The following is a 24,338-nucleotide window of genomic DNA, read 5'->3' as shown; positions in this document are numbered from 1 at the left end:
GCAACCGCTAAAAATGCGACATGGGCCCGCAGGCCCATGTGGATTCGGAATTCTTCCGGGAAAAAACGTCGCGCGGCACCTACGCGACGCGCTTCGCTTGGCTCGCGACGTTCGCCGCGTGTGCCGGAAAGCGCTCTCGCACCGATTTCTCGATACCGTCGGCGTCGAGGCCGCATTGCGACAGCAGCTTCGCCGGATCACCATGATCGATAAAACGGTCGGGCAAACCAAGTTGCAGCACCGGACGGACCACGCCGCTTTCCATCATCGCTTCGATGCACGCAGAGCCCGCGCCGCCCATCACGCAACCTTCCTCGACCGTGACGAGATAATCGTGCGTTTCAGCCAGCTCGCGCACAAGCTCGGCATCAATCGGCTTCACGAAGCGCATGTTCGCGACGGTCGCGTCGAGTGCGTCGGCAGCCGCAAGCGCCGGCGCAACCATCGTGCCGAACGCGAGAATCGCGACGCGCTTGCCTTCCGGCTGCGCTGTACGGCGCCGCACCTCGCCCTTGCCGATCGGAATCGCGGTGAATTCCTTGACGGCGGCAACGCCCGTGCCCGCACCGCGCGGGTAGCGCACGGCGGTCGGGTTCGGCTGCTGCAGCGCCGTGTGCAACATCTGGCGGCACTCGTTCTCATCCGAGGCGACCATCACCGTCATGTTCGGAATACAGCGCATGAACGCGAGATCGTATGCGCCCGCGTGCGTTGCGCCATCCGCGCCGACGAGGCCCGCGCGATCGATCGCGAACACGACCGGCAGATTCTGCAGCGCGACGTCATGAATCAATTGATCATAGGCGCGCTGCAGAAACGTCGAATAGATCGCGACGACCGGCTTCAGCCCTTCGGTCGCGAGACCCGCCGCAAACGTCACCGCGTGCTGCTCGGCGATACCGACGTCGTAATAGCGATCCGGAAAGCGCTTCTCGAATTCGACGAGCCCCGAGCCCTCGCGCATCGCCGGCGTGATGCCGACCACGCGTGCATCAAGCTGCGCCGCGTCGCACAGCCATTCGCCGAACACCTGCGTGTAGGTCTTCTTGGCAGGCGCCGTCGACGGCTTGATCCCTTCGGCCGGATTGAACTTGCCGGGGCCGTGGTAAAGCACCGGATCGGCTTCCGCGAGTTTGTAGCCTTGCCCTTTCTTCGTGACGACGTGCAGGAACTGCGGGCCGCGCAATTCCTTGATGTTCTGCAGCGTCGGGATCAGCGAATCGAGATCGTGACCGTCGATCGGGCCGATGTAGTTGAAGCCGAACTCCTCGAACAGCGTCGCCGGCACGACCATGCCCTTCGCATGCTCCTCGAGCTTACGCGCAAGCTCGAGCACCGGCGGCGCGACGCTCAGCACCCGCTCGACGCCCGCGCGCGCGGCCGCGTAGAAGCGGCCCGACATCAGCCGCGCGAGGTGGCGGTTCAACGCGCCCACGGGCGGCGAAATCGACATGTCGTTGTCGTTCAGAATCACGAGGAGCTTCGCGTCCTCGGACACGCCGGCGTTGTTCATCGCCTCGAACGCCATGCCGGCCGTCATCGCGCCATCGCCGATCACCGCGATCGAGAAACGGTCGCGCTCGCCGTTCAGCTTGTTGCCGATCGCCATCCCGAGCGCGGCCGAGATCGACGTGCTCGAATGCGCGGTGCCGAACGTATCGTATTCGGACTCCGAACGGCGCGGAAAGCCGGAGATGCCACCGAACTGGCGCAGCGTCTTCATGCCGTCGCGGCGGCCGGTCAGGATCTTGTGCGGATAGGTCTGGTGGCCGACGTCCCAGACGATCCGGTCACTCGGCGTGTCGAACACGTAATGCAGCGCAATCGTCAGCTCGACCGTGCCGAGATTGGACGACAAGTGGCCGCCCGTCTTCGATACGCTGTCGAGAACGAACGCGCGAAGCTCGTCGGCGAGCGGCTGCAGTTGGCGACGATCGAGACGGCGCAGATCCGCCGGGTCGTCGATGGTTTTCAGCAAGTCGTACATCGTCGTTCCATTGTAGGAAAACATCCGCGCCCGCACTCTTTCGCGCACGCTGCGCCAAGACGCGCGAACGCGGCGGCGGGCTTTCGTCAGCTCACCCGGTTGACCACCAGGTCCGCCAGTTCGGCCAGACGGCGCGCCCGCGCGCCGAACGGCTCGAGCGCGGCGTGCGCATCGGCGCGCAGTTGCTCGGCAAGCGCACGCGACGCGTCGAGACCAATGATCGACACGTAGGTCGGCTTGTCATTTGCCGCGTCCTTGCCAGCCGTCTTGCCGAGCGTCGCGGAATCGGTGGTGACATCGAGAATGTCGTCGACCACCTGAAACGCGAGCCCCACCGCGGCCGAATATGCATCCAGCGCATGCATCGCATCGGCCGATGGCGTCTCGCCAGCAAGCGCTCCCATGCGCACCGACGCGCGCAGCAACGCCCCCGTCTTCATCCGATGCATTTTTTCGAGCGCCTCACGCGTCAGCGCCACGCCGACGCTCGCAAGATCGATCGCCTGGCCGCCCGCCATGCCGATCGAGCCGCTCGCGAGCGCAAGCTCGCGCACGAGCGCGGGCTGCCGCTCAAGCGGCAGCGCGGCGGCATCCGTCAGCGCGATGAAAGCCTGCGATTGCAGCGCATCGCCGACGAGGAGCGCCGTTGCTTCGTCGTACTTGACGTGGACGGTCGGCTTGCCTCGGCGCAGCGGATCATCGTCCATGCACGGCATATCGTCATGCACGAGCGAGTACACGTGAATCATTTCGAGCGCCGCTGCCGCTGCGTTCAGCGCGGTTTCGGATGCGCCCGTGAGCTCCCCGGCAGCATGGCACAACAGCGGACGCACCCGCTTGCCTCCGCCGAGCACGGCATAGCGCATCGCCTCGTGCAGTTGCGCGGGCGCCACCGTTTCAGCCGGCAGATAATGGCCGAGGGCGGTCTCGACGCGTTCGAGCACCGAACGCGTCCATTGGTCGAATGTCATAGATCGTCGTCTCCGCCGTCCACGGCGGCCGTTCCGGCGGCAAGCGGCTTGAGCGCGGCACCGTCGAGCACACGCACCTGCTGCTCTGCCTTTTCCAATTGCTGTTGGCAAAACGCAACAAGCGCTGCGCCGCGACGATACGCCGCGAGCGAATCCTCGAGGCTCAGCGCCCCACTCTCCATACGTGCGACAAGCGCCTCCAACTCCGCGAGCGCCATCTCATAATTCTCCGGCAGCGGCTCGGAACCAGGGTCGGACGCGGGCGTGCCTGGAGATGCGGTTTTCGCCATGGACGGGGTGTAAAAATTCAAAACAAGTCGGACATTCTACGGCAAAAGAGAATTTTTCGACCTGACGACTTGGCCATCCAGAGCCTGCGCTCCCCGCGCCGCGCACCCCGCAAGCTGGCCGGGTACGCCACCCTCACAAAAATTTTGACACAAATCAGTCACTTATCCCGCCCCACGGATACCGATCCGGGTATAATCGCCGGTTCCCCTAAATCGAATTTTCGATGGTTGGGTTGTTCACTGCTTTCACGCTTTCATCGGGAGTGGGAATGTCCAATCTGAGCGACGCTCTGCAGTTGAAGTCGGCCAACAGCCAGCTTCCGGTCACCGCTTATTTCGATGAGACGCTTCTTGCGCGCGAAATCGAAACACTTTTCAAGAATGGACCTCGCTATGTCGGGCACGAACTCATGGTGCCCGAAGCGGGGGATTATTTTGCGCTGCCTGCCGAAAACGAAGGCCGCGTGCTCGTGCGCAACCAGGCTTCGCAGATCGAGCTGCTGTCGAACGTGTGCCGTCACCGCCAGGCGATCATGCTGAACGGCCGCGGCCATACGCAGAATATCGTCTGCCCGCTGCACCGCTGGACCTACGATCTGCAAGGCCAGTTGCTCGGCGCGCCGCACTTTGACGACAAGCCGTGCCTGCATCTCAACGCAACGCCATTGCAAAACTGGCAAGGTTTGTTGTTCGAGGCGCAAGGCCGCAATGTCGTGCACGATCTCGCGAAGCTCGGCACGAAGCACCATTTCGACTTTTCGGAGTATTTGTTCGATCACGTCGAGATTCACGAGTGCGACTACAACTGGAAAACCTTCATCGAGGTCTATCTCGAGGATTACCACGTCGTGCCGTTTCATCCGGGTCTTGGCAGCTTTGTATCGTGCGACGATCTGAAATGGGAATTCGGCGACTGGTACAGCGTGCAGACGGTGGGCGTGCACAGTGCGCTCGCGAAACCGGGCAGCCCGACCTATCAGAAGTGGCACGACCAGGTGCTGCGCTATCGCAACGGCGTGCCGCCGGAATTTGGCGCGATCTGGATGGTCTACTATCCGGGCTTGATGATCGAATGGTATCCGCACGTGCTCGTGGTGTCGTGGCTGATTCCGCGCGGCCCGCAGAAGACGACGAACATCGTCGAATTTTATTACCCCGAGGAAATCGCGCTGTTCGAGCGCGAGTTCGTCGAAGCGGAACGCGCCGCCTATATGGAAACCGCTGTCGAGGACGACGAGATCGCACTGCGGATGGATGCCGGACGCCGGGCGCTGATGGCGCGCGGCGAATCGCAAACCGGGCCGTATCAAAGCCCGATGGAAGATGGCATGCAGCACTTTCACGAGTTCCTGCGCCGGGAACTCGGCACGATCTGAGCGGCGCGCCGCGATACCGGTCCGATTCGTTCCGGCGGGCGAAATCGATAAGAAAGACGGGCTTCGGCCCGTCTTTTTTTGTTTAGACTTAGATCATCTGGCCCGTTTCTCCTGGGGGGCGTCATGCCACACACTCACTACACCACACTCATCAGCGCCGACAATCTCGCCGAGCGGCTCGCAGCCGCACCGGGCAGCGTGCTCGTTTTCGATTGCCGGTTCGACCTTGCCGATCCCGGCGCGGGCGAGCAAGCATATGCGGCCGGCCATATCCCCGGCGCGCATTATCTGCATCTCGATCGCGATCTGTCCGGCCCGAAAACCGGCACGAACGGCCGCCATCCGCTGCCCGCGCGCGACGCGTTGGCCGAAACGCTGAAGGCTCGCGGGCGCGCGCAGAATCAGCAGGCCGTTGCATACGACGCGCAAGGCGGCATGTACGCCGCACGCCTATGGTGGCTGCTGCGCTGGCTCGGCCACGATTCGGTCGCCGTGCTCGACGGCGGCCTGCAAGCTTGGCAAGCGGCGGGGCAGCCGCTGACGCAAGATGAGCCGCAGGCCAGCGCGGGCGACTTCCGCGCGCTCGCGCCACTGGCGACAGTCGTCGACGCGCAAGCAGTCCTCGCCAATCTGGCGACCAAGGATAGGATCGTGATCGACGCGCGCGCCGCCGATCGCTATCGCGGCGAGAATGAAACGCTGGACCGGCTCGGCGGGCACATCCCCGGCGCGCTCAATCGCTTCTTCAAGGACAACCTGACGGCCGACGGCCGCTTCAAGTCCGGTCACGAACTACGCGAAGCGTTTCAAGCTCTGCTCGGCGCGACGCCGCCGAACCGCGCAATCCTGCAATGCGGCTCCGGCGTAACCGCCTGCCACAATGCGCTCGCAATGGAAATCGCCGGACTGCACGACGCTGCGCTCTATGCGGGTTCGTGGAGCGAATGGAGCGCCGATCCATCGCGGCCGGTCGCAACCGGGCCCAACCCGTAACCAGTTCGCAGAAAAGAGCGAAGAGCGCGGACGGCACGCGCCGATCGATCCAAACAGGCATCGGCGGCGCGCCGCAATCGGATCGCAAGCCGGGCCGCACAACACCGTAATCGCACCGGCAACACGATGCCGATTGCAACGATCACACCGCCTGCGTCGGCGCCACGAGCGGCCGCCGCACCGGCTGCGTCACATGACACCGTAACGCTTGAACCAAGCGATCGCGCGTTTCCAGCCGTCGGCGGCATCCGCCTTCACGTAACTCGGACGATAGTCGGCAAAGAACGCGTGCCCCGCATCCGGGTAGACGACGATCTCTGATTCACGCGCCGCCTTCGTGTCGGCCGCCTTCAGGCGCTCACGCATCTCGGCAAGCGAACTCTGCGCGATGCTGTCGTCGTTCGCGCCGTAGAGGCCTAGCACCGGCGCCTTCAACTGCGCCGCGCGATCGACCGGATTGAATGGCGTCATCTCGTTCGTCTCGCCGATCACTTTGCCATACCACGCGACCGCCGCACGCACGCGCGGGTTATGTTCGGCAAACAGCCACGCCTGCCGGCCGCCCCAGCAAAAGCCCGTCACACCGAGCCGTGTGAGATCGCCGCCGCTCTTGCCCGCCCACACGACAGTCGCATCGAGGTCCTCGCTGACCTGACGGTCCGGCACCTTACGAACCACTTCGTCCACCAGCGCCTGAATCGACGGATACTTCGACGGCTCCCCTTGCCGGGCATACAGATTCGGCGCAATCGCCAGATAGCCGAGCTTCGCGAAACGTCTGCAAATGTCGGCAATATGCGCGTGCACGCCGAAGATTTCATGAATCACGACGATCACGGGCAGGTTGCGCTTGCCAGCAGGCTGAGCGCGGTAGGCAGGAATTCTTGCGTCGCCCGAGCGGATTTCGACGGTGCCGGCATCGAGGCCGGCGCTGTCGGTGATGATGGTTTGCGCCGACACCGGCAGCACCGCCGCCGCGAATGTGCCGCCAAGCACTGTCTTGACGAACTTGCGGCGATCGAACGGAATGTGTGGAACCAGGCTGTCGACTTCGGATTTCAACATCGATGCGCTCCTCTAGTCTGCCTCCCGCCGCCGCGACGCACAGACGTCGGGGAAGGCATTCGAACCGGGCAGCGCAATGCGCTGCATCACCGCGGCACGCATCGCGCTGCGCCCCGCAGAAGCGGGACTCGCACACAATGCCGAACAACACGGGGATGCGTCAACCTTTGGTTCGGCAAAAAACGGCCGTCAGTGCAGCTTCACGCGCGGCAGCGTCGAGCGCCGCAACCAATGCGCGACCGTATCGAGCACCATCCGCGGATAGCCATGCAGCGCCGCGATATGCAGCCGGTACAGCGACATATACATGAAGCGCGCAAAGAGCCCTTCGATCAGCATGTTGCCGCCAATCAGCCCGCCCATCAGATTGCCAACCGCGCTGAAATGGCCGAGCGACACGAGCGAGCCGAAATCGCGATAGGAAAATGCCGGCAACGGCCGCCCTTCGAGCCGGCACGCGAGCGCCCGCAACAGAAAACTCGCCTGCTGATGCGCGGCCTGCGCGCGCGGCGGCACATTGCGGTCATGGCCGGTCCATGCGCAACCTGCGCAATCGCCGAGCGCAAATATATTCGGATCGGTTTCGGTCTGCAGCGTGGGACGCACGATCAGTTGGCCCAGCTTGTTCACTTCGAGCCCGTCGAGCTGGGCAAGCACGGCCGGCGCTTTGATGCCGGCCGCCCAGACAGTCAGATCCGCTCGCACACTCTTGCCGCTCGCCGTGCGCACGACACCCTGCGCCACCTCAGTCACACGCTCGCCGAGCATCAGCCGCACGCCGAGCTTGTCGAGCAGCTCCGCGGTGGCCGTCGACACACGTTCTTGCAGCGCGGGCAGAATGCGCGGGCCGGACTCGATCAGCACGATGCCGACGTCGTGACGCGGATCGAGCTTGTGCAGCCCGTATGCCGACAATACCTGCGCGGTATTGCGCAGTTCCGCGGACAGCTCCACGCCTGTCGCGCCGCCCCCGACGATTGCAACCTGGATGCGCGGCTCGGCACGGCCCGACGCATCGACGCGCGGCCCGGCAGCGTCGGGCTGCTGATGCTCGGCGCGTATGCACGCCGCAATCAGGCGCTTGCGGAATCGCTCCGCCTCGGCGACGGTGTCGAGCGCGATCGAATGCTCTTGCGCGCCTTGCACGCCGAAATAGTGCGTGGTGCTGCCGATCGCGACGATCAGCGTGTCGTATTCCAGCTCGCGCTGAGGCAATAGCTCGGCGCCGTCCGTATCCGCCACTGGCGCGAGCGTGATACGCCGCGCCGCGCGATCGAGCGCGGTCAATTCCCCTTGATGAAACTCGAAACCATGCCAGCGCGCCTGCGCCGCGTATTCGAGTTCCTGCGTAAATGGGTCCATGCTGCCCGCCGCGACCTCGTGCAGCAGCGGCTTCCAGATATGAGTCGGATAACGATCGACGAGCGTGATGAGCGCACGCGCCGGGCGATTGCCGCGCGCGCCATAGCGATCGCCGAGACGAGTCGCCAATTCGAGCCCGCCCGCGCCTCCGCCGACGATGATGAAACGATGCATTCAGTGTCCCTTACGATTTGATACCGCTCGCGATCGCCACAATCCGCAGTCACGCCACATCGTAACCGGTTCGCCTGACTGCGTCGCGCAAAACGCGCTGTGCCATGCGCCGGATCGCGATCGCACGCGGCATAGCCAGCCGGCATTTTCCAAGAGTTCGCACGACGGCATCAAGGATGTGCGTCAATGTGCCTCTTCCCAGTTCTCGCCAACGCCCACCTCCGCGACGAGCGGAACCTTCAGCTTCGCGACGCCGCACATCATCTCGGGGAGCTTTTCACGCACCATGGCCAGTTCCGCGTCCGGCACCTCGAGCACCAGTTCGTCGTGCACCTGCATGATCATCCGTGCGCCGAAGCCGCCGCGTTCGAGCCAATCGTCGACCGCGATCATCGACAGCTTGATCAGGTCCGCCGCGGTGCCCTGCATCGGCGCATTGATCGCCGCGCGCTCCGCCGCCTGACGGCGCGGACCGTTGCCGCCGTTGATCTCGGGCAACCACAGCCGGCGGCCGAACACGGTTTCGACGTAGCCCTTCTCCTTCGCGCGCGCGCGCGTTTGTTCCATATAGCGGGCAACGCCGGGGTAACGGAGGAAATAGCGGTCGATGTAAAGCTTCGCCGCGTCGCGCGTGATGCCGAGGTTCGACGCCAGACCGAACGCGCTCATCCCGTAGATCAGGCCGAAGTTGATCACCTTGGCGATGCGCCGCTGATCGGCACTGACTTCGAGCGGCGTCACACCAAATACCTCGGCCGCGGTTGCGCGATGGATGTCGTCGCCTTGCGCGAACGCACGCAGTAGCGCTTCGTCTTCCGAAATATGCGCCATAATCCGCAATTCGATCTGCGAATAATCGGCCGACACGATCTTGCAGCCCGGCGACGCGATGAACGCCTCACGAATACGCCGCCCTTCAGGCGTGCGCACCGGAATGTTCTGCAGATTCGGATCGTTCGATGCGAGCCGCCCCGTCACCGCGACAGCTTGCGCATAGTTGGTATGCACGCGCCCCGTATCCGGATTGACCATCCGCGGCAGCTTGTCAGTGTAGGTCGACTTCAGCTTCGACAGACCGCGATGCTCGAGCAGCAGCTTCGGCAGCGGATAATCCTCTGCGAGCTTTTGCAGCACCTCTTCGTCGGTCGACGGCGCGCCGCTCGGCGTCTTCTTGACGACGGGCAGTTGCAGCCGCTCGAAGAAGATCTGCCCGATTTGTTTAGGCGAGCCGAGATTAAATTCGCCGCCCGCCAGCACGTATGCCTGCTGTTCGAGTTCGATCAGCCGCGCCGCGATCTCGGCGCTTTGCCGATTGAGCCGCTCGGCATCGATCAGCACGCCGGTACGTTCCATCCTGCGCAGCACGAACGATACCGGCAACTCGATGTCTCGATAGACGGACAGCAGCCCCGCATCGCGCGCGACCTGCGGATACAGCACGTGATGCAACTGCAGCGTGATGTCCGCATCCTCGGCCGCGTATTCGGCTGCCTTGTCGAGCGGCACTTCGTCGAAGCCGATCTGCTGCGCGCCCTTGCCCGCGACCTCCTCGTACTTGATCGTCTTCACGCCGAGATGGCGCAGCGCGAGGCTGTCCATGTCGTGCGAGCGATGCGATTCGAGCACGTAAGATTCGAGCAGCGTATCGTGCTCGATGCCGTTCAACGCGATCCCATAGTTCACGAGCACTTGTGCATCGTATTTCAGATGCTGGCCGAGCTTCTTCTTACCCGAGTCTTCAAGCCACGGTTTGAGCTTCGCGATCACCTCGTCGCGCGGCAACTGCGCCGGCAGGTCCGGCCCGCGATGCGCGAGCGGAATATAGGCGGCATAGCCAGGCTCGACCGACAGCGATACGCCCACCAATTGCGCGCGCATCGGGTCAAGCGAAGTCGTCTCGGTATCGAACGCCGTCAGCTCGGCCGCGTCGATCTTCGCGAGCCACGCGTCGAATTGCTCCCACGTCTGCACCGTGTCGTAATGACGCTCGGCGGCAGGCAGCAGCGGCGCGGTGGTCCCGCCCGGCGCACCGGCCGCATCGCCGACGGTTTCGCCCAAGGCGCCGTTCGCGGCGGCCACGCTGTCGAGCTCGCGCAGCCAGGTCTTGAAGCCGTAGGCAGAGAAAATCTCGCGCAACGCCTCGACGCTTTCGCTGCCCGTCGCAAGCGATGCGCCGATCGATTCGACATGCGGCTGCAAATCGCACGCGGTTTCGACCGTCACGAGCCGGCGAGCGAGCGGCAGAAAATCGAGCGCGCGGCGCAGATTGTCGCCGACCACGCCCTTGATCTCGTGCGCATGCTCGACGACGCCGTCGAGCGAGCCGTATTGCGTGAGCCATTTGACGGCTGTCTTCGGCCCACATTTCTCGACACCGGGGACGTTGTCGACGGTATCGCCGACAAGCGTCAGATAATCGACGATCCGCTCCGGCGGCACGCCGAATTTCGCGAGCACGCCGTCGCGATCGAGCGCCTCGTTCGTCATCGTGTTGATCAGCGAGACACGCTCGGTGACGAGTTGCGCCAGATCTTTATCGCCCGTCGACACAATCACGTTCATCCCGCGCGCCTGCGCCAGCGTCGCGAGCGTGCCGATCACGTCGTCGGCCTCGACGCCCTCGATCATCAGAAGCGGCCAGCCGAGCGCGCGCACGGCCGCATGGATCGGCTCGATCTGCAGCGCGAGATCAGGCGGCATCGACGGCCGATGCGCCTTGTATTCGGCATACAGATCGTCTCTGAAAGTTTTGCCCTTTGCATCGAACACGCACGCGCTATACTCTGCGCTAACTTCCTTGCGCATACGGCGCAGCATATTGATGATTCCATAGAGCGCTCCGGTCGGCTCCCCGCCGGGGCCACGCAGATCAGGCAACGCGTGGTAAGCCCGATACAGATAGCTCGAACCGTCAACCAATAGCAGGGTCTTACCTTCCAGATTTCGTTCTTCAGGCATTATGGACAAGAGAAAAGTGATTCCGAGCCTGCGCTCGCTCGCAGATCAAGAACGCGCGACAGCGAAGAAGGCTCGCGCTTCGTGGCAGATGTTCACGATTATGGCAGAGTTTATCGAGGCGACCGAGTATCTGTCGGAGATCCGCCCCGCTGTCAGCATCTATGGCTCCGCGCGTTTGAAGCCCGATTCGCCGCATTACCAGCTCACCGTGCAGATCGCGCGCAAGCTGTCCGACGCGGGCTTCGCGGTGATTTCCGGCGGCGGTCCCGGCATCATGGAAGCGGCGAACAAGGGCGCTCACGCCGGCAAGGCGCCGTCTGTCGGGCTCAATATCGAGTTGCCGCACGAGCAGCACGGTAACAACTTCCAGGATATCTCGCTGCGCTTTCGCCATTTCTTCACGCGCAAGGTCACGTTCGTCAAGAATTCGGACGCGGTGATCGTGATGCCGGGCGGCTTCGGCACGCTCGACGAGCTGTCCGAAGTGTTGACGCTGATCCAGACGAAGAAATCGCGCCTCGTGCCGATCGTGCTGGTGGGCAGCGAATTCTGGCAGGGCCTGCTGCAATGGTTCCGTGATCAGTTGATCCCGATGGGTCTGATCAATCCGGAAGACATGAATCTGATGCAGGTGATCGACGATCCCGATCAGGTGCTCGAGGCAGTGCTCGCGTTTTATGAGGATCGCGGCGAAGAGGCCGAGGAAGCGCAGCCGCCACGGCCGGACGAAGACCGGATGTTCTATTTGTGATTTGCGCTGCGGGCGCCGCACCGGCACCCGCAGCGCCTGCGATTGCGCCCCCGGCTTGCCACCGGTCCGGATGCACCGCATTACCACTCGTTCATCACGCGCGGGCCGAATGTCCAATCCGGCCCACATCGCATTTCCGGCTTGCGCGCAATACGCGAATCACCAAGCGGCCCCTCGAATCGCGGCGTACCGCCCACTGAATACGCGAGTACACATCCCTACGTCAACTGATCGAGAACATGACTGCCGCTTTCAGCCGGCATATGCACAAATAGCAGGCATCGACACGCAAACGAAGCGCAGCGCACCAACAGCTACGGCATTTGAACCCTAGCCCAAGCGCGGCATTACAAGTCTTCTCTGGGCACTATGTCGATATCGTCGCTTATATTCAGTGCCTGCCGTAGCGCACTACGAAGAGCGCTTGCGTTCTGCCCGACATCATCATTTGGAAAATTAACGCTAATAAGCGCATGATGATCCCCCGCATCCAACACATCCATATGATTATCCAGAGGACCGCCCTGCAAATTAAACCTGATACGGCCATCAAGCACTGCCGGTTCAGTTTTATCGATCAACAACCGTCCATACCGATCGTTCATATTTTCCATAAACGCATTTCTCAAACGCTCTCTTTGTATCGAATCAAATTCGGAGATACCCGCATTCAAAAGACTATCAACCCGCGCAGCTTGCCGAGAGGACGAAGCCACTGAAAATTCGCCGGAAGAATCTTCCGATGTACTGCCTGCGATACGCCTACCCATGGATTCGCGCTGATCATTGACACTTGAACCACCCTCTTCGTTTTGCCGATCATTGAATCGACAAGGCCAGCACATCGACATCATCGTTTGCCGGATATTGGCGTTATTGGAATTCATCCGATTCTTCATGAATTGACGATTGGCCGCGTCAATAGTTTTTTGTGCCTTGTCACCCGTTTCCGGCTCAAATAGCTTCGAGTTATAGATTTTCTGAGCATTGGGCATCGCACGCATTTCCCCCTTATAACCGATAGTGGGGATTCCTGTTATGTTCGCTACCACTTGGGCAAGAGGATAGCGCCCCTCGGCAGAATGACATACCTGCAAATCGATTTTCCTCGTGCGGCCACTTGTTCTTGGCTCAACAATCTGATGCGTAAATTCGCTTGGGCTTAACAGCGGCGCATTCGGTCTTGTATCCGAAGCCGCTCCCCATCCTCCCTGCACACCGTGCCCGGTGATCTGAGGAGCAATGTCATTGGCGCCAGCCATGATTTTCGGCGGCGATGAAGTGGCCGCCGTAGTCGTAGACGCGTACTGATCCTCTTCAATCTTCCGTCGGATTCGAGGCTCATTCTCTTGCCGCTCTGCCAACGGTCTTTCCATAGAAGAAGCAAAAAATGGATTATTTGAGGAATTGGAAATGCCCGCAACGTGATCGGCTTTTGTTCCGAGTGAGGCCGCCAAAGCACTCTGCTTGATTTGCCACACCATTTCTTGCCTCATGCCTTTAGGCGCTTGATTTAATGCATTCTCATTTTTATCGGCACCTTGATTTTCCCAATAATCCAGCCAATTGACCGCACTAATATTATTTAAATCCACTGCCATCGACATTCAACACCTCTCAAGACGATTTCACACTCGCATCATATGCAAGCTCACTTCCCGAACTCAATTCCCCTGAGAGCATGATTGAAAGTTAATTCAACACAGAATTCGCATCATTATCGAGCATGCGAATATATATTGACAGCGCGGCAAACCATTGAAATTCAACCAAATTCCCGCAATTGCACAAGCAAAGGCACGCATTAAGCAAATGAAATTTGCTTGGCCCGAGAAATGAATAAGCATCGATTTATTCGATCTTTCCACTCGCAAGCCATCGCCATAGAATTTTCGAACGCGCAATTTTTTGAAATCTCAATGCGCCCCTAATCAAAGTTAGTCAATGCATAACAAAGTTTAGGTGCGGTTACGAAATGCGCTTTATTCAGACGAAATCGATAAATAGGGAGACTGCGGCTGAATCACCGCCAACGTGCGTCATGAATCGAGCCGGATGACAGCCACGGCAAGACGCACCGGGAAGTGCTGTTGCATAAAGATTTGCAGACACAAGGGTTTCGCGGGCGCGCCGGAAACCCTTGTCACGTCACGATCCAATCCGTTACTGAAACGCCACTTCCGCAAAACTCCGCAGTTTGCGACTATGCAACCGGTCGAGCCCGTTCGTGCGCAGGATTTCCATCGCCTTCACACCGATCTGCAAATGCTGATCGACCTGCGCGCGATAGAACTGATCGGCCATCCCAGGAAGTTTCAGCTCGCCGTGCAACGGCTTGTCCGATACGCACAGAAGCGTACCGTATGGCACACGAAAGCGAAAACCATTCGCGGCGATCGTCGCGCTTTCCATGTCGAGCGCAATCGCACGACTCTGCGACAGCCGCTGCACCGGCTCGCGATGATCGCGCAATTCCCAGTTGCGATTGTCGACGCTCGCCACCGTGCCGGTACGCATCACGCGCTTCAATTCAACTCCGTCGAGCTGCGTGACTTGTGCCACCGCACGCTCGAGCGCCACCTGCACTTCGGCAAGCGCCGGAATCGGCACCCAGAGCGGCAAGTCGTCGTCGAGCACATGGTCTTCGCGCACATAGCCGTGCGCCAGCACGTAATCGCCAAGACGCTGGGTGTTGCGCAACCCGGCGCAGTGGCCGAGCATCACCCACGCATGCGGGCGCAGCACCGCGATGTGATCGGTGATCGTCTTCGCGTTCGACGGCCCGACGCCGATATTGACCATCGTGATCCCGCTGCCGTCCGCGCGCTTCAGGTGATATGCGGGCATCTGCGGCAGACGCGCAGGCGGCATACCTTCCGTCGACGCGTCGCCGAGATTCGCGTTGTATGTGATCACGTCACCCGGCTCGACGAATGCCGTGTACTCGCTGCGATACGCGCGCTCTTGCGCATCGTCCGTGGCCGACATCAGCGTGCGGCCGAGCTTCACGAATTCGTCGATATAGAACTGGTAGTTCGTGTACAGCACGTAGTTCTGAAAATGCGTGGGCGACGTCGCCGTGTAGTGGCGCAGCCGGTGCAGCGAAAAATCGACGCGCGCGGCCGTAAACAGCGCGAGCGGCTGCGGCTCCCCCGGCGCGGGTTCGTATGTGCCGTTGACGATCCGGTCGTCGAGGTAGGCGAGGTCTGGCGTGTCGAACACGTCTCGCATCGCGACGAGACGGTCGCGATCGAGATCACCCTCCAGATGGATTCCCTCGGGAAACGCGAAATGAATCGGAATAGGTTGCGACGACACGCCCACCTCGATGCGCACGTGGTGGTTCTTCGCGAGCAGGCGCAATTGCTCGCGATAGTAGCTCGCGAACAAATCGGGGCGCGTGAGCGTCGTCTCGAACACGCCTGGGCCGGCGACGAAACCGTAGGAGCGGCGCGAGTCGATGTGCGTATTGATGTCGGTGCGAATCCGCACGAATGGATAGCATGCGCGCACGCGCGTGTCGAACGTGTCGTTGCGGCGGTAGCGCGCGAATGCGTCGCGCAAGAACGCTGTGTTCGTCTCGTAGAGTGCGGAAAGCCGCGCGACGGCGGCGACCGGGTCGTCGAGCACCTCGACGGGTGGCGTACCCGGCGTGAGTGTACGAATGCGGTGATCGTGATCGTTCTTCATTTATCAGGGCCTCTTCAGATCGTTTCGACATTACCATGGAACCTGCCCGTGCGGCCGATCCCGATTCCGGCAACGAAGCCGAGCGGGCGAGAAGACAACAACGCTGCCCGCCGGTCCGCGAACACGCATCGGCACGGCGCGGGTATTTGCTAGAATCGAATGGTTCAATGGGAGAAACACGATGAAGCCGCACCTTCTCGCCGCAACCTTCGCCGCCGTCGCGCTCGGCGGCCCGGCTTACGCCGCCGACGCAAGCGTCGACGCGCAGGCCCAGGCGGCTGCCAACGAGGCGGCCGGGCTGCCCGATCTCGCGAAGATCAACCGTCCAGCTGCGGAAGTCACGTCGAAGGTCGATCTCAACGACGTGCGGCGCACGCCGAGCTTTTACGAAAAAAGCAAGAACGGCACCGAGGTCACCGAATACCGTGATCGCGGCAAGCCGGTCGAAATCAACGTGAAGTCGAATTTCGGCACCCGCTATCAGATGAGCGCATCGCCCGACACGTCGCCGCGGCCGCATGATGCAAGCGTGCCGATCACCCGCCTGCCGTCGGTCAATCTGCACTATTGACACTGCTGCGGCGCCGGCACGGCGCCGCGCCTCCCACGCCCTTTCGCGACACCGGCCGCGCCGCCGGCACGCCAACCCGAACCGACGTTTTTCTTGCATGGCCGTTTTCACTGCTGTTTCCGATGCTGACCTCGCACACTGGATGCGCCACTACGATCTCGGCGACGTCGTCGCATTCCGCGGCATTGCGTCGGGTATCGAGAACAGCAACTTCTTCCTGACGACGACGCGCGGTGAGTATGTGCTCACCATCTTCGAGAATCTGACGGCCGAGCAACTGCCGTTCTATATCGATTTGATGAGCCATCTTGCGCGGCACGGAATACCTGTGCCGGCGCCGGTCGTGCGCGCAGACGGCACGCTGTTCGGCGAGTTGCACGGCAAGCCGAGCGCGATCGTCACGAAACTGGAAGGCACGGCCGAGCTTGCGCCGCGCGTCGAGCATTGTGTCGAGGTAGGCCAGATGCTCGCACGGATGCACCTCGCGGGCCGCGACTATCCACGCCGCCAGCCGAATCTGCGCGGTCTGCCGTGGTGGCGCGAAACCGTGCCGGTGCTCACGCCGATCGTCGATGAGGCGCAACGCGCGCTGCTGGAAAGCGAACTCGCGCACCAGGCCGATTTCTTCGCGTCGGCCGGCTACGCGGCGCTGCCGGAAGGCCCGTGCCATTGCGACCTGTTCCGCGACAACGCGCTGTTCGCGCATGCGGCCCCAGATAGCGGACATACCGTGCGGCTCGGCGGTTTCTTCGATTTCTATTTCGCTGGCTGCGACAAATGGCTGTTCGATGTCGCGGTGACCGTCAACGACTGGTGCGTCGATCTCGACACGGGCGCGCTCGACGGCGCGCGCGCCGACGCGCTGCTGCGCGCCTATCAGACCGTGCGCCCCTTCACGGCGGGCGAAAGCCGCCATTGGAACGACATGCTGCGCGCGGGCGCGTATCGCTTCTGGGTGTCGCGCCTGTATGATTTCCACCTGCCCCGCGCCGCGCACGTGCTCAAGCCGCACGACCCGGGCCATTTCGAACGCATCCTGCGCGAGCGCATCGCCCGCGCGGGTGCGCTCCCCAAGACCCACATCTCATGCAACTGATCGAAGTTCCCGCCAAGACCGGCTATGTGTGGTTCCGCCAGGGCATCTGGCTGTTCCGGCGCAACCCGCTCGCGTTCATCACGCTGTTCTTCACATACCTGCTCGCGATGATGCTGATATCGCTCGTGCCGTTGATCGGCCCGGCGCTGCCGCTGCTGTTCATCCCGGGCATCGCGGTGGGCTTCATGGCAGCGTGCCGCGATACGATCGCCGGCAAGCAGGTGCTGCCGACGATCCTCATTGACGGATTCCGCTCGTATGGGCCAGTCGTCACGCAAAGGCTTTTCGCGCTCGGCGGGATTTACATCGCGTCGATCGCGCTCGTGTTCGCCTGCTCGTCGCTCGGCGACGGCGGCACGCTGCTGAAGATCATGTTCGGCCTCGGCATCGACGCATCGGAACCCGAAGCGCTGGCCACGCCGGGCGTGCTCGTCGCGATGATGATCGCCGCCACGCTGTACCTGCCGGTCGCGATGATGTTCTGGTTCGCACCAACACTGATCGCCTGGCACGGCATCCCGCCTGTCAAGGCACTCTTTTTCAGCATCGTGAGTTGCTGGCGCAACAAGGGGGCATTCACGGTCTACGGGCTGCTGTGGTTCGCAGTCGCGTTAGGCGTGTCGTTCGGCCTCGCCGCGCTGATGCAGGCGCTCGGTGCCGGCGCCTATGCGTTGACGGTGATGATGCCTGCGTCGGTCGTGATCACGGCCATGCTCTATTGCTCGTTCTACGCAACTTATCGCGGCTGCTACGGCATCCAAGAGCCTGGGACGCCGACACAGCCCCAATCGCGATAACGCATCAAAATCGGCGGGCCGCGCCGTCCGGCGCCGGCCGCTCTCGCCAATCGGCAGAATTGCGCGCACAATCATTTGCACACAAATATTTTGCATCGCGATGAGTCCACCACCATGAATGACTCGCCCGTATTTCCGCTCACGCTCGACGATCAACTCTGCTTCGCACTCTATTCGACGTCGCTCGCGATGACGAAAGCGTACAAGCCGCTGCTCGACAAACTCGCGCTGACCTACCCGCAGTACCTCGCAATGCTCGTGCTGTGGGAAACCGACGACATGCAAGTCAAGGACATCGCCGCGCGCCTCAGTCTCGATCCGGCCACAGTCACGCCGCTTCTCAAGCGTCTGGAAGCACTTGGCTACATCGAGCGGACGCGCGATGCAGCCGACGAGCGGATCGTGCGTGCGCGGCTGACCGCAAGCGGCGCCGCGCTCAAGCAGAAAGCCCAAGCGGTGCCCGCCGAACTGTTCTGCGCGATGCGGCAAACACCCGATTTCCTGATCCGGCTGCGGCAGGACCTGACCCACCTGCGGCAAGCGCTCGCCGACGCCAACCAAGGATAACCAACCGAACAGAGTACGTCTGCGTGAGCGTGTTGCTTCAAACAAATTAATTTGTACACTAATGATTAGCGTGATATATTTATCCCGTGGCCCGCGCTTCGCGATTCGCCGAGCCCATTTCTCAATCGATAGGAGCCCAACATGCACCTCCTGTACCAAACGTCCGCAACCAGTACCGGCGGCCGCGACGGCCGCGCGACGACCCCCGATCAGAAACTCGACGTGAAACTCGCCACGCCACGTGAGTTGGGCGGCACGGGTGCCGAAGGTACGAATCCCGAGCAACTGTTCGCCGCCGGCTATTCAGCATGCTTTCTGAGTGCGATGAAATACGTCGCCGGGCAAAACAAGCAGGCTTTGCCTGCCGACGCCACCGTCACGGCGCAAGTCGGCATCGGCCCGAACGAACAAGGGGGATTTGCGCTCGATGTGGAATTGCGCGTGTCGCTGCCTGGCTTTGATACCTCAGCCGCGCAAGCGCTCGTCGACCGCGCACATCAGGTATGCCCGTACTCGAACGCAACGCGTAATAACATCGCGGTGCGGCTCGTCATCGTATAAGCCGCAGATTGCGCCGCGCGCAGATAAACGAAAGGGCGCGCGGCTAAATAGCCAGCGCGCCCTTTATCTTTATGCGTATAAATTCTGTAAGTACTTAATACTCAGGCTTCAACGATCGAATGCCACTTCGCGGTCGAGTTTGCGCATCCGAAACTCGAGGTCGTACAAATCGGATGCGCCGGCAAGATAGGCATCGGCACGTTCTTTCGCCCGTTGCTCGGGCGATTTCGTCAGAAACAAGAATAAACGGCTCAGCAGGTACATGATCGGCAACTCCAATCCAAGGGTTTTCTCTTAAGCATTAACCCCAATTATAGGGAAAACCCTGATCCTGTGCCAGCCGTCCTAACCAAGCGTCGTTACGACGCGACGCCAGCCCGCACGTGAGATGCAAAAAACGACCAAATCAGTTCGCTCGCATCAGGCCCAACCGACGAATGGAACGGTACGCTGTCGTCGCCGCCGGCCCACGCGTGCGCAAGCCCCTCGATCCGGCAAAGACGCACGACGAATTCGCCATCCCGCCGATAATCAAGCATATGCATGCCGGCTGAACTCGTCTCGAAATGCTCGGCGTTCACCGGCTGCCCTTGCGCATTCGCCATGCCGTTGAGCCGCAAAAATTCGACCGCCAGTTGCTCCGCGTTCTTCGGCGCAACGACGCGATCGTCGTCGCCATGCACGATGATCGCCGGCATTCCAGGGTACGCGCCGGGCTCGACCAATGCATCGACGATAGCGGCAGGATTGCGGTGCAGACCTCGACGCATCACGTCCATCGCAGTGACGCCGGAATTCGCATCGCCGAACGCCGGCCCGGAATGGAACGCGACCGCCGCGAAGCGCTGCGGAAAATGCAGCGCAAGCAATGACACGAGCCCTGCGCCCGCCGACATCCCGGCCGCATAGACACGCGATGCGTCGAATCCGCGCTCGGCAACCAGCGTATCGACGAGATCGGCGATCGCCTGCGCTTCCCCCCCGCCGGCGCGCGCCGTATCCTCATACCAATGCCAGCAACCGTGCGCGTGCGCCCGGTGCGATTGCTCAGGATATAGCACCGCGAAACCATACCGGTCGGCCAGCAGATTCATCCGGGTGCCTTGCGCGAACTGCTCGATGCTCTGCTTGCATCCATGCAGCATCACGACGAGCGGCAGGTTGCCGGTGTACTTGACGGGCGGCACATAAAGACCGTATTCGAGATGCTTGACAAAGCGCCCAAACGATGGCTGCAGCGGATGATCGGCGCGGCTCCATTCGCCATTCACCCATGCGGCCGCCCGCGGACGCACTCGCGACTCTTGCGCCGTGACCGCCCCGGCTTTGGCAGCCGACGCGGCCGCCCGGCTCGCCCGGCGGATAGATCGGGAAGCGGACTCCCGGATCGGCTGGGTTTGTGCATGCAACATGCGCTTCATACTGCCCAGCCATAATTTCGTCAGACTTTTTGTCATGGGTCGGGGGCTCGCAGTCAAAATTAGGGGCGCCATCTAAGCGGCTCCGTTCAGCTTTGTGCAATGCACAATAGCATTATTTTCCCGATCCTACCCACCGCCCGGCCCAATGCCCGGCCGCCGACCGATCCGCAACCGGCGCGCGCTGTCGGTATACTGGGGAGGTTCGCCGCTTGTCTTCGTTGTAGTCGCTATTACCGACTCGTGCGTTAAACAAGTATTCCATTTCTCCGCCTACCTGCCCGCAGCGCTCTGATGTTCGATTTGCCGCCCCGATTGTGGATGTCGGTCACCGCTCTAGGCGGTGCCGGACTGACCCTTCCCCTTGCCGTCACGATCGCCGTGTGGCTGGCGCTGGGCTATTCGGTACGCCGCGCCGCCGCGTGGCTGGCGGTGCTCGGCGCAGCGATCGGCGCTGTCGCGCTCACCAAGATCGCGTTCCTCGGCTGGGGAATCGGCGTGCGCGCCTGGGATTTCACGGGCTTCAGCGGGCACGCGATGCTATCGACGTCGGTCTACCCGGTTGCGCTGTTTCTCGCGCTCGCGCGCACGCGGCCGGCCATTCGCATCGCCGGCGTCACGGCCGGCTTCGCGGCCGGGATCGCGGTCGGGCTGTCGCGCGTCGCGCTCGACGCCCATTCGCCATCCGAAGCCGTCACGGGCTGCATCATCGGTGCGATTGCCGCGCTGTCGTTCATCGTCGGTTCGTGGCACGCGGTGCCGCACCGCTGGTCAGCGCCGGCGGTCGCGGCGAGTCTGGCGGCCGTCACGATCGCGCTGCATGGCGTCACTGTACCCTCGCACCGCTGGGTGACCGCGGTGGCACTGCACCTGTCCGGCCACGAGCGCCCGTATGTGCGCGCACGCTGGAAGGCGAATCCGAACTACCGGCCGGCGTCGCGGCCGATTTCCCAGCCTCAGCAAACGCTCGATATGCAGCCGACGCTGCGGCACGCGTAGCGCGCGGGTCGGCGGGTCGGCGGGTCGGCGGGTCGGCAGGTCGGCAGGTCGGCAGGTCGGCAGGTCGGCAGGTCGGCAGGTCGGCAGGTCGGCAGGTCGGCAGGTCGAGCATAAGCACCAAGGCGCCTTTTTGCCCCGCCCGGACGCGCATACGCACGCCGCCGCCCCTGCCGCATAGCTGCCGATCCGCCACGCGTTATAACCCTGTATATATTACGATTACAGCTTTCGTCCACGCGATCGCTACCCGCCATGTCCGCTTCGTTTCGCTCTTCCGTCCGGCGCTTGTTCCTGCACGCCGCAACGCTGTCCGCGCTCGCTGCCGGCTTCGGCGTCACCTCCGCTGCGCATGCCGACGACGAATTGGTCGTCTCCGCGGCCGCGAGCCTGACCAACGCGTTCCAGGCGATCGGCGACGCGTATCAGAAGCGGCACCCGGACACGAAGATCCTGTTCAACTTCGGTGCATCCGACGTGCTGATGCAGCAAATCGCAAAAGGCGCGCCGGTCGACGTGTTCGCATCGGCGGACCAGAAAGCCATGGACCGCGCGGTAGCCGAACGTGTGATTGCGGACGGAACGCGGCGCGATTTCGCCGCGAACTCGCTCGTGCTGATCGTGCCCGCCGACAGCCGCGCAACGTTCGGCTCACTACGTGAGCTGGCGGCGCCCGCGGTCAAGCGCGTGGCGTTTGGAGATCCTGCGTCGGTGCCCGTGGGCCGCTACACCGAAGGCGCGCTGAAAGCGGCGGGCGTGTGGAGCGAGGTCAGCGCGAAAGGCGTGCTTGCGGCGAACGTGCGCCAGAGTCTCGACTATGTCGCGCGCGGCGAAGTCGACGCGGGTTTCGTGTTCGGCACGGATGCCGCCGTGATGCCGGGCCGCGTAAAGGTCGCGCTGAACGTGCCGACGCAAGCGCCTATCACCTATCCGGTCGCCGTCGTCCAGGGCAGCCGGCATCCGGCTGCAGCGCAAGGATTCATCGCGTTCGTGCTTTCGCCCGACGGCCAGGCGGTGCTCGCGCGATACGGGTTCAAGCCCGCCACCGCTGCCGCGCCGGCGGCCCACTGAGCAACGCCGGGCCAGACTCAATCGTCCAGCCCAATACCGAATCAGAGATTGCCGATGCACGACGCCTGGATTCCGCTGCTGCTATCGCTGAAGGTTGCCGGTTGGGCAACGGTGCTCGACGTCGTGCTCGGCGTCGCGGCAGGCTATGCGCTCGCGCGCTGGCGCTCGGGCGCACGCGACGTGATCGACTCGCTGCTCACGCTGCCGCTCGTGCTGCCGCCAACCGTGCTCGGCTATTACCTGCTCGTGCTGCTCGGCAGGCGTGGCGTATTCGGCGCGTGGCTCGACACGCTCGGCGTCCAACTCGTGTTCACGTGGCAGGGAGCCGTGATCGCGTCGATGGTCGTGGCATTTCCGCTCGTGCTGAAATCGGCGCGCGCGGCATTCGAGGCGGTCGATCCGCAACTCGAGCGCGCGGCGCGTACGCTCGGCGTGAGCGAAACCGGCATTTTTTTTCGCGTGACGCTGCCGCTCGCCGCACGCGGCATTCTCGCCGGCGCATTGCTCGCTTTCGCACGCGCGCTCGGCGAATTCGGCGCGACGCTGATGATCGCGGGCAACCTGCCGGGACGCACGCAGACCTTGTCGGTCGCCGTCTACGCGGCCGTGCAGGCGGGTGACGACGCGACCGCGAACTTCCTCGTGCTGGTCACGTCGGCCGTCTGTGTGCTGATTCTGCTGGTCGCGGGAAGGCTCGTTCCGCCGCGCGCGCTTGCCGGAGCACGTTGACGATGCGCGCGATGACGCCTGTTACCGCCGTTTCGCCTATTTCACGCGTTTCGCTCACGCGTGCCGGCGCCGCGCACGGCCGGCCCCCGCTTGGCCGAAGCGAGCCGCTGCGAGTCAACCCCGCCGTTCACGACGATCTCGCCATCGCTCATGCCGCCCCCGCCGGAGCACGCCAGCGATGAGCCTCGTCGTCGATATCCACAAGACGTATGCGACGCCCGAGCGCCATTTCACGCTCGACATATCGTTCTCGTCGAATGCGCAGCGGATCGTCTTGTTCGGACCGTCCGGCGCGGGCAAGAGCCTGACGCTGCAAGCCATCGCGGGGTTGCTCACGCCCGATCGCGGCACGATCTCGCTCGCCGGCGACACGCTGTTCGACGCGGCACGCGGCATCGATCTGCCGACGCAGGCGCGCCGCGTCGCATATCTGTTTCAGGACTACGCGCTGTTTCCGCACCTGAACGTGCGACAGAACCTCGCGTTCGGGCTGAAGCGCGGCTGGCGCAATCCGCGCGCGAACGAGTTGCCGGACGACGCGGCATACTGGCTGCGGGCTTTCGAACTCGATGAGCTGGCCGGGCATTATCCCGCGCAGTTATCGGGTGGTCAGAAGCAGCGCGTCGCGCTCGCCCGGGCGCTGATCGCGCGGCCGCGAATCCTCCTGCTCGACGAGCCGTTCTCCGCACTCGACATCGCGATGCGCGAACGGATGCGGCGCGAGCTGACGGATCTCCAGGCGCGGCTCGACATTCCAATGGTGCTGATCACGCACGATCCGGACGATGTCGCCGCGTTCGGCGATCAGGTTGTGCGGCTTCAAGACGGACGCGTGCTGCACGAGGCGCCGCACGCGCAGTGGATGTCGCGCGTGCGGTGACGGCGCGGCCGGCTGCGCTCGGTCCAGCGCCCGCG

At 62.7% G+C, this 24,338-nt stretch carries 22 protein-coding genes; 12 read left to right on the top strand and 10 right to left on the bottom strand.

Annotation, left to right across the window (positions count from 1 at the left end; all coding sequences use genetic code 11):
• Window positions 1-79: 79 nt before the first annotated feature.
• The 3 genes from dxs to WS68_RS11085 all read right to left on the bottom strand — a co-directional run bounded on the left by dxs (window position 80) and on the right by WS68_RS11085 (window position 3,248).
• Window positions 80-1,987 (bottom strand): 1-deoxy-D-xylulose-5-phosphate synthase, encoded by a 1,908-nt coding sequence (gene dxs, locus WS68_RS11095; protein ID WP_059570877.1) that lies wholly within the window; start codon window positions 1,985-1,987, stop codon window positions 80-82.
• 86 nt (window positions 1,988-2,073) lie between these two features.
• Window positions 2,074-2,958, bottom strand: coding sequence for a polyprenyl synthetase family protein (locus WS68_RS11090; protein ID WP_059570876.1), 885 nt, complete (start codon window positions 2,956-2,958; stop codon window positions 2,074-2,076).
• Window positions 2,955-3,248 carry an exodeoxyribonuclease VII small subunit gene (locus tag WS68_RS11085; RefSeq protein ID WP_059570875.1) on the bottom strand — a complete coding sequence of 98 codons (294 nt, stop codon included), beginning with the start codon at window positions 3,246-3,248 and terminating at the stop codon, window positions 2,955-2,957. Before WS68_RS11085 ends, WS68_RS11090 begins: the two co-directional genes overlap by 4 nt.
• Before the next feature lie 269 nt (window positions 3,249-3,517).
• On the opposite strand from WS68_RS11085, the gene WS68_RS11080 reads away from it, so the two are divergent.
• Both WS68_RS11080 and WS68_RS11075 read left to right on the top strand, forming a co-directional pair.
• Window positions 3,518-4,624 carry an aromatic ring-hydroxylating oxygenase subunit alpha gene (locus WS68_RS11080; protein ID WP_059570874.1) on the top strand — a complete coding sequence of 369 codons (1,107 nt, stop codon included), beginning with the start codon at window positions 3,518-3,520 and terminating at the stop codon, window positions 4,622-4,624.
• A 123-nt stretch (window positions 4,625-4,747) separates the two neighbouring features.
• Window positions 4,748-5,617 carry a sulfurtransferase gene (locus tag WS68_RS11075; protein WP_059570873.1) on the top strand — a complete coding sequence of 290 codons (870 nt, stop codon included), beginning with the start codon at window positions 4,748-4,750 and terminating at the stop codon, window positions 5,615-5,617.
• A gap of 189 nt (window positions 5,618-5,806) precedes the next feature.
• Here WS68_RS11075 and WS68_RS11070 read toward each other — a convergent pair whose 3' ends face one another.
• The 3 genes from WS68_RS11070 to polA all read right to left on the bottom strand — a co-directional run bounded on the left by WS68_RS11070 (window position 5,807) and on the right by polA (window position 11,176).
• The gene (locus tag WS68_RS11070) at window positions 5,807-6,682 is read right to left on the bottom strand and encodes a dienelactone hydrolase family protein (protein ID WP_059570872.1); all 876 of its coding nucleotides are present in this window, start codon (window positions 6,680-6,682) and stop codon (window positions 5,807-5,809) included.
• A 189-nt stretch (window positions 6,683-6,871) separates the two neighbouring features.
• On the bottom strand, window positions 6,872-8,218 hold the full coding sequence (locus tag WS68_RS11065; RefSeq protein ID WP_059570871.1) for an NAD(P)/FAD-dependent oxidoreductase: 1,347 nt from the start codon (window positions 8,216-8,218) through the stop codon (window positions 6,872-6,874).
• 183 nt (window positions 8,219-8,401) lie between these two features.
• Complete coding sequence (gene polA, locus WS68_RS11060) at window positions 8,402-11,176, bottom strand: DNA polymerase I (RefSeq protein WP_059570870.1); 2,775 nt, start codon at window positions 11,174-11,176, stop codon at window positions 8,402-8,404.
• 1 nt (window position 11,177) lies between these two features.
• On the opposite strand from polA, the gene WS68_RS11055 reads away from it, so the two are divergent.
• Complete coding sequence (locus WS68_RS11055) at window positions 11,178-11,927, top strand: TIGR00730 family Rossman fold protein (protein WP_059515132.1); 750 nt, start codon at window positions 11,178-11,180, stop codon at window positions 11,925-11,927.
• 347 nt (window positions 11,928-12,274) lie between these two features.
• On the opposite strand, the gene WS68_RS27580 is transcribed toward WS68_RS11055, so the two are convergent.
• Window positions 12,275-13,534 carry a hypothetical protein gene (locus tag WS68_RS27580; RefSeq protein ID WP_156429464.1) on the bottom strand — a complete coding sequence of 420 codons (1,260 nt, stop codon included), beginning with the start codon at window positions 13,532-13,534 and terminating at the stop codon, window positions 12,275-12,277.
• 556 nt (window positions 13,535-14,090) lie between these two features.
• Window positions 14,091-15,617 (bottom strand): AMP nucleosidase, encoded by a 1,527-nt coding sequence (locus WS68_RS11050; protein WP_059570869.1) that lies wholly within the window; start codon window positions 15,615-15,617, stop codon window positions 14,091-14,093.
• A gap of 181 nt (window positions 15,618-15,798) precedes the next feature.
• On the opposite strand from WS68_RS11050, the gene WS68_RS11045 reads away from it, so the two are divergent.
• The 5 genes from WS68_RS11045 (at window position 15,799) to WS68_RS11025 (ending at window position 19,209) form a co-directional block, all read left to right on the top strand.
• Window positions 15,799-16,188, top strand: coding sequence for a hypothetical protein (locus WS68_RS11045; RefSeq protein ID WP_059570868.1), 390 nt, complete (start codon window positions 15,799-15,801; stop codon window positions 16,186-16,188).
• A 97-nt stretch (window positions 16,189-16,285) separates the two neighbouring features.
• Window positions 16,286-17,284: a homoserine kinase gene (locus WS68_RS11040; RefSeq protein ID WP_059570867.1), complete on the top strand. Its 999-nt coding sequence runs from the start codon at window positions 16,286-16,288 to the stop codon at window positions 17,282-17,284.
• Entirely contained in the window at window positions 17,275-18,081 is an 807-nt protein-coding gene (locus WS68_RS11035) for a BPSS1780 family membrane protein (protein WP_059570866.1), read from the top strand. Before WS68_RS11040 ends, WS68_RS11035 begins: the two co-directional genes overlap by 10 nt.
• Window positions 18,082-18,195: 114 nt before the next feature.
• Entirely contained in the window at window positions 18,196-18,648 is a 453-nt protein-coding gene (locus WS68_RS11030; protein ID WP_059570865.1) for a MarR family winged helix-turn-helix transcriptional regulator, read from the top strand.
• A 141-nt stretch (window positions 18,649-18,789) separates the two neighbouring features.
• Window positions 18,790-19,209 carry an organic hydroperoxide resistance protein gene (locus WS68_RS11025; RefSeq protein WP_059570864.1) on the top strand — a complete coding sequence of 140 codons (420 nt, stop codon included), beginning with the start codon at window positions 18,790-18,792 and terminating at the stop codon, window positions 19,207-19,209.
• 108 nt (window positions 19,210-19,317) lie between these two features.
• On the opposite strand, the gene WS68_RS26040 is transcribed toward WS68_RS11025, so the two are convergent.
• Together WS68_RS26040 and WS68_RS11020 are read right to left on the bottom strand one after the other, a co-directional pair.
• On the bottom strand, window positions 19,318-19,473 hold the full coding sequence (locus WS68_RS26040; RefSeq protein ID WP_082709966.1) for a DUF3563 family protein: 156 nt from the start codon (window positions 19,471-19,473) through the stop codon (window positions 19,318-19,320).
• 95 nt (window positions 19,474-19,568) lie between these two features.
• Window positions 19,569-20,621, bottom strand: a complete 1,053-nt coding sequence (locus WS68_RS11020) for an extracellular catalytic domain type 1 short-chain-length polyhydroxyalkanoate depolymerase (protein WP_442857161.1) — start codon at window positions 20,619-20,621, stop codon at window positions 19,569-19,571.
• Between the two features lie 300 nt (window positions 20,622-20,921).
• Here WS68_RS11020 and WS68_RS11015 point away from each other — a divergent pair, with 300 nt between their 5' ends.
• The 4 genes from WS68_RS11015 to WS68_RS11000 all read left to right on the top strand — a co-directional run bounded on the left by WS68_RS11015 (window position 20,922) and on the right by WS68_RS11000 (window position 24,303).
• The gene (locus WS68_RS11015; RefSeq protein WP_059570862.1) at window positions 20,922-21,626 is read left to right on the top strand and encodes a phosphatase PAP2 family protein; all 705 of its coding nucleotides are present in this window, start codon (window positions 20,922-20,924) and stop codon (window positions 21,624-21,626) included.
• 252 nt (window positions 21,627-21,878) lie between these two features.
• Window positions 21,879-22,694, top strand: a complete 816-nt coding sequence (gene modA, locus WS68_RS11010; RefSeq protein ID WP_059570861.1) for a molybdate ABC transporter substrate-binding protein — start codon at window positions 21,879-21,881, stop codon at window positions 22,692-22,694.
• Window positions 22,695-22,748: 54 nt separating this feature from the next.
• Complete coding sequence (gene modB, locus WS68_RS11005) at window positions 22,749-23,423, top strand: molybdate ABC transporter permease subunit (protein WP_059570860.1); 675 nt, start codon at window positions 22,749-22,751, stop codon at window positions 23,421-23,423.
• Between the two features lie 178 nt (window positions 23,424-23,601).
• Window positions 23,602-24,303 (top strand): sulfate/molybdate ABC transporter ATP-binding protein, encoded by a 702-nt coding sequence (locus WS68_RS11000; RefSeq protein WP_059570859.1) that lies wholly within the window; start codon window positions 23,602-23,604, stop codon window positions 24,301-24,303.
• Window positions 24,304-24,338 lie beyond the last annotated feature (35 nt).

Source organism: Burkholderia sp. TSV86, assembly GCF_001522865.1.
In the GTDB taxonomy this organism is placed as follows: Bacteria; Pseudomonadota; Gammaproteobacteria; order Burkholderiales; family Burkholderiaceae; genus Burkholderia.
This window is presented reverse-complemented; position numbering and strand designations above follow the sequence as displayed.

Coding starts and splice junctions, on each gene's coding strand:
- WS68_RS11035 (WP_059570866.1), top strand. CDS start 17,275: ATGCAACTGATCGAAGTTCCCGCCAAGACCGGCTATGTGTGGTTCCGC.
- WS68_RS11080 (WP_059570874.1), top strand. CDS start 3,518: ATGTCCAATCTGAGCGACGCTCTGCAGTTGAAGTCGGCCAACAGCCAG.
- WS68_RS11030 (WP_059570865.1), top strand. CDS start 18,196: ATGAATGACTCGCCCGTATTTCCGCTCACGCTCGACGATCAACTCTGC.
- WS68_RS11070 (WP_059570872.1), bottom strand. CDS start 6,682: ATGTTGAAATCCGAAGTCGACAGCCTGGTTCCACACATTCCGTTCGAT.
- WS68_RS11055 (WP_059515132.1), top strand. CDS start 11,178: ATGGACAAGAGAAAAGTGATTCCGAGCCTGCGCTCGCTCGCAGATCAA.
- modA (WP_059570861.1), top strand. CDS start 21,879: ATGTCCGCTTCGTTTCGCTCTTCCGTCCGGCGCTTGTTCCTGCACGCC.
- WS68_RS11045 (WP_059570868.1), top strand. CDS start 15,799: ATGAAGCCGCACCTTCTCGCCGCAACCTTCGCCGCCGTCGCGCTCGGC.
- dxs (WP_059570877.1), bottom strand. CDS start 1,987: ATGTACGACTTGCTGAAAACCATCGACGACCCGGCGGATCTGCGCCGT.
- WS68_RS11000 (WP_059570859.1), top strand. CDS start 23,602: ATGAGCCTCGTCGTCGATATCCACAAGACGTATGCGACGCCCGAGCGC.
- WS68_RS26040 (WP_082709966.1), bottom strand. CDS start 19,473: ATGTACCTGCTGAGCCGTTTATTCTTGTTTCTGACGAAATCGCCCGAG.
- WS68_RS11025 (WP_059570864.1), top strand. CDS start 18,790: ATGCACCTCCTGTACCAAACGTCCGCAACCAGTACCGGCGGCCGCGAC.
- WS68_RS11085 (WP_059570875.1), bottom strand. CDS start 3,248: ATGGCGAAAACCGCATCTCCAGGCACGCCCGCGTCCGACCCTGGTTCC.
- WS68_RS11075 (WP_059570873.1), top strand. CDS start 4,748: ATGCCACACACTCACTACACCACACTCATCAGCGCCGACAATCTCGCC.
- WS68_RS27580 (WP_156429464.1), bottom strand. CDS start 13,534: ATGTCGATGGCAGTGGATTTAAATAATATTAGTGCGGTCAATTGGCTG.
- WS68_RS11050 (WP_059570869.1), bottom strand. CDS start 15,617: ATGAAGAACGATCACGATCACCGCATTCGTACACTCACGCCGGGTACG.
- WS68_RS11020 (WP_442857161.1), bottom strand. CDS start 20,621: ATGTTGCATGCACAAACCCAGCCGATCCGGGAGTCCGCTTCCCGATCT.
- modB (WP_059570860.1), top strand. CDS start 22,749: ATGCACGACGCCTGGATTCCGCTGCTGCTATCGCTGAAGGTTGCCGGT.
- WS68_RS11040 (WP_059570867.1), top strand. CDS start 16,286: ATGGCCGTTTTCACTGCTGTTTCCGATGCTGACCTCGCACACTGGATG.
- WS68_RS11090 (WP_059570876.1), bottom strand. CDS start 2,958: ATGACATTCGACCAATGGACGCGTTCGGTGCTCGAACGCGTCGAGACC.
- WS68_RS11065 (WP_059570871.1), bottom strand. CDS start 8,218: ATGCATCGTTTCATCATCGTCGGCGGAGGCGCGGGCGGGCTCGAATTG.
- polA (WP_059570870.1), bottom strand. CDS start 11,176: ATGCCTGAAGAACGAAATCTGGAAGGTAAGACCCTGCTATTGGTTGAC.
- WS68_RS11015 (WP_059570862.1), top strand. CDS start 20,922: ATGTTCGATTTGCCGCCCCGATTGTGGATGTCGGTCACCGCTCTAGGC.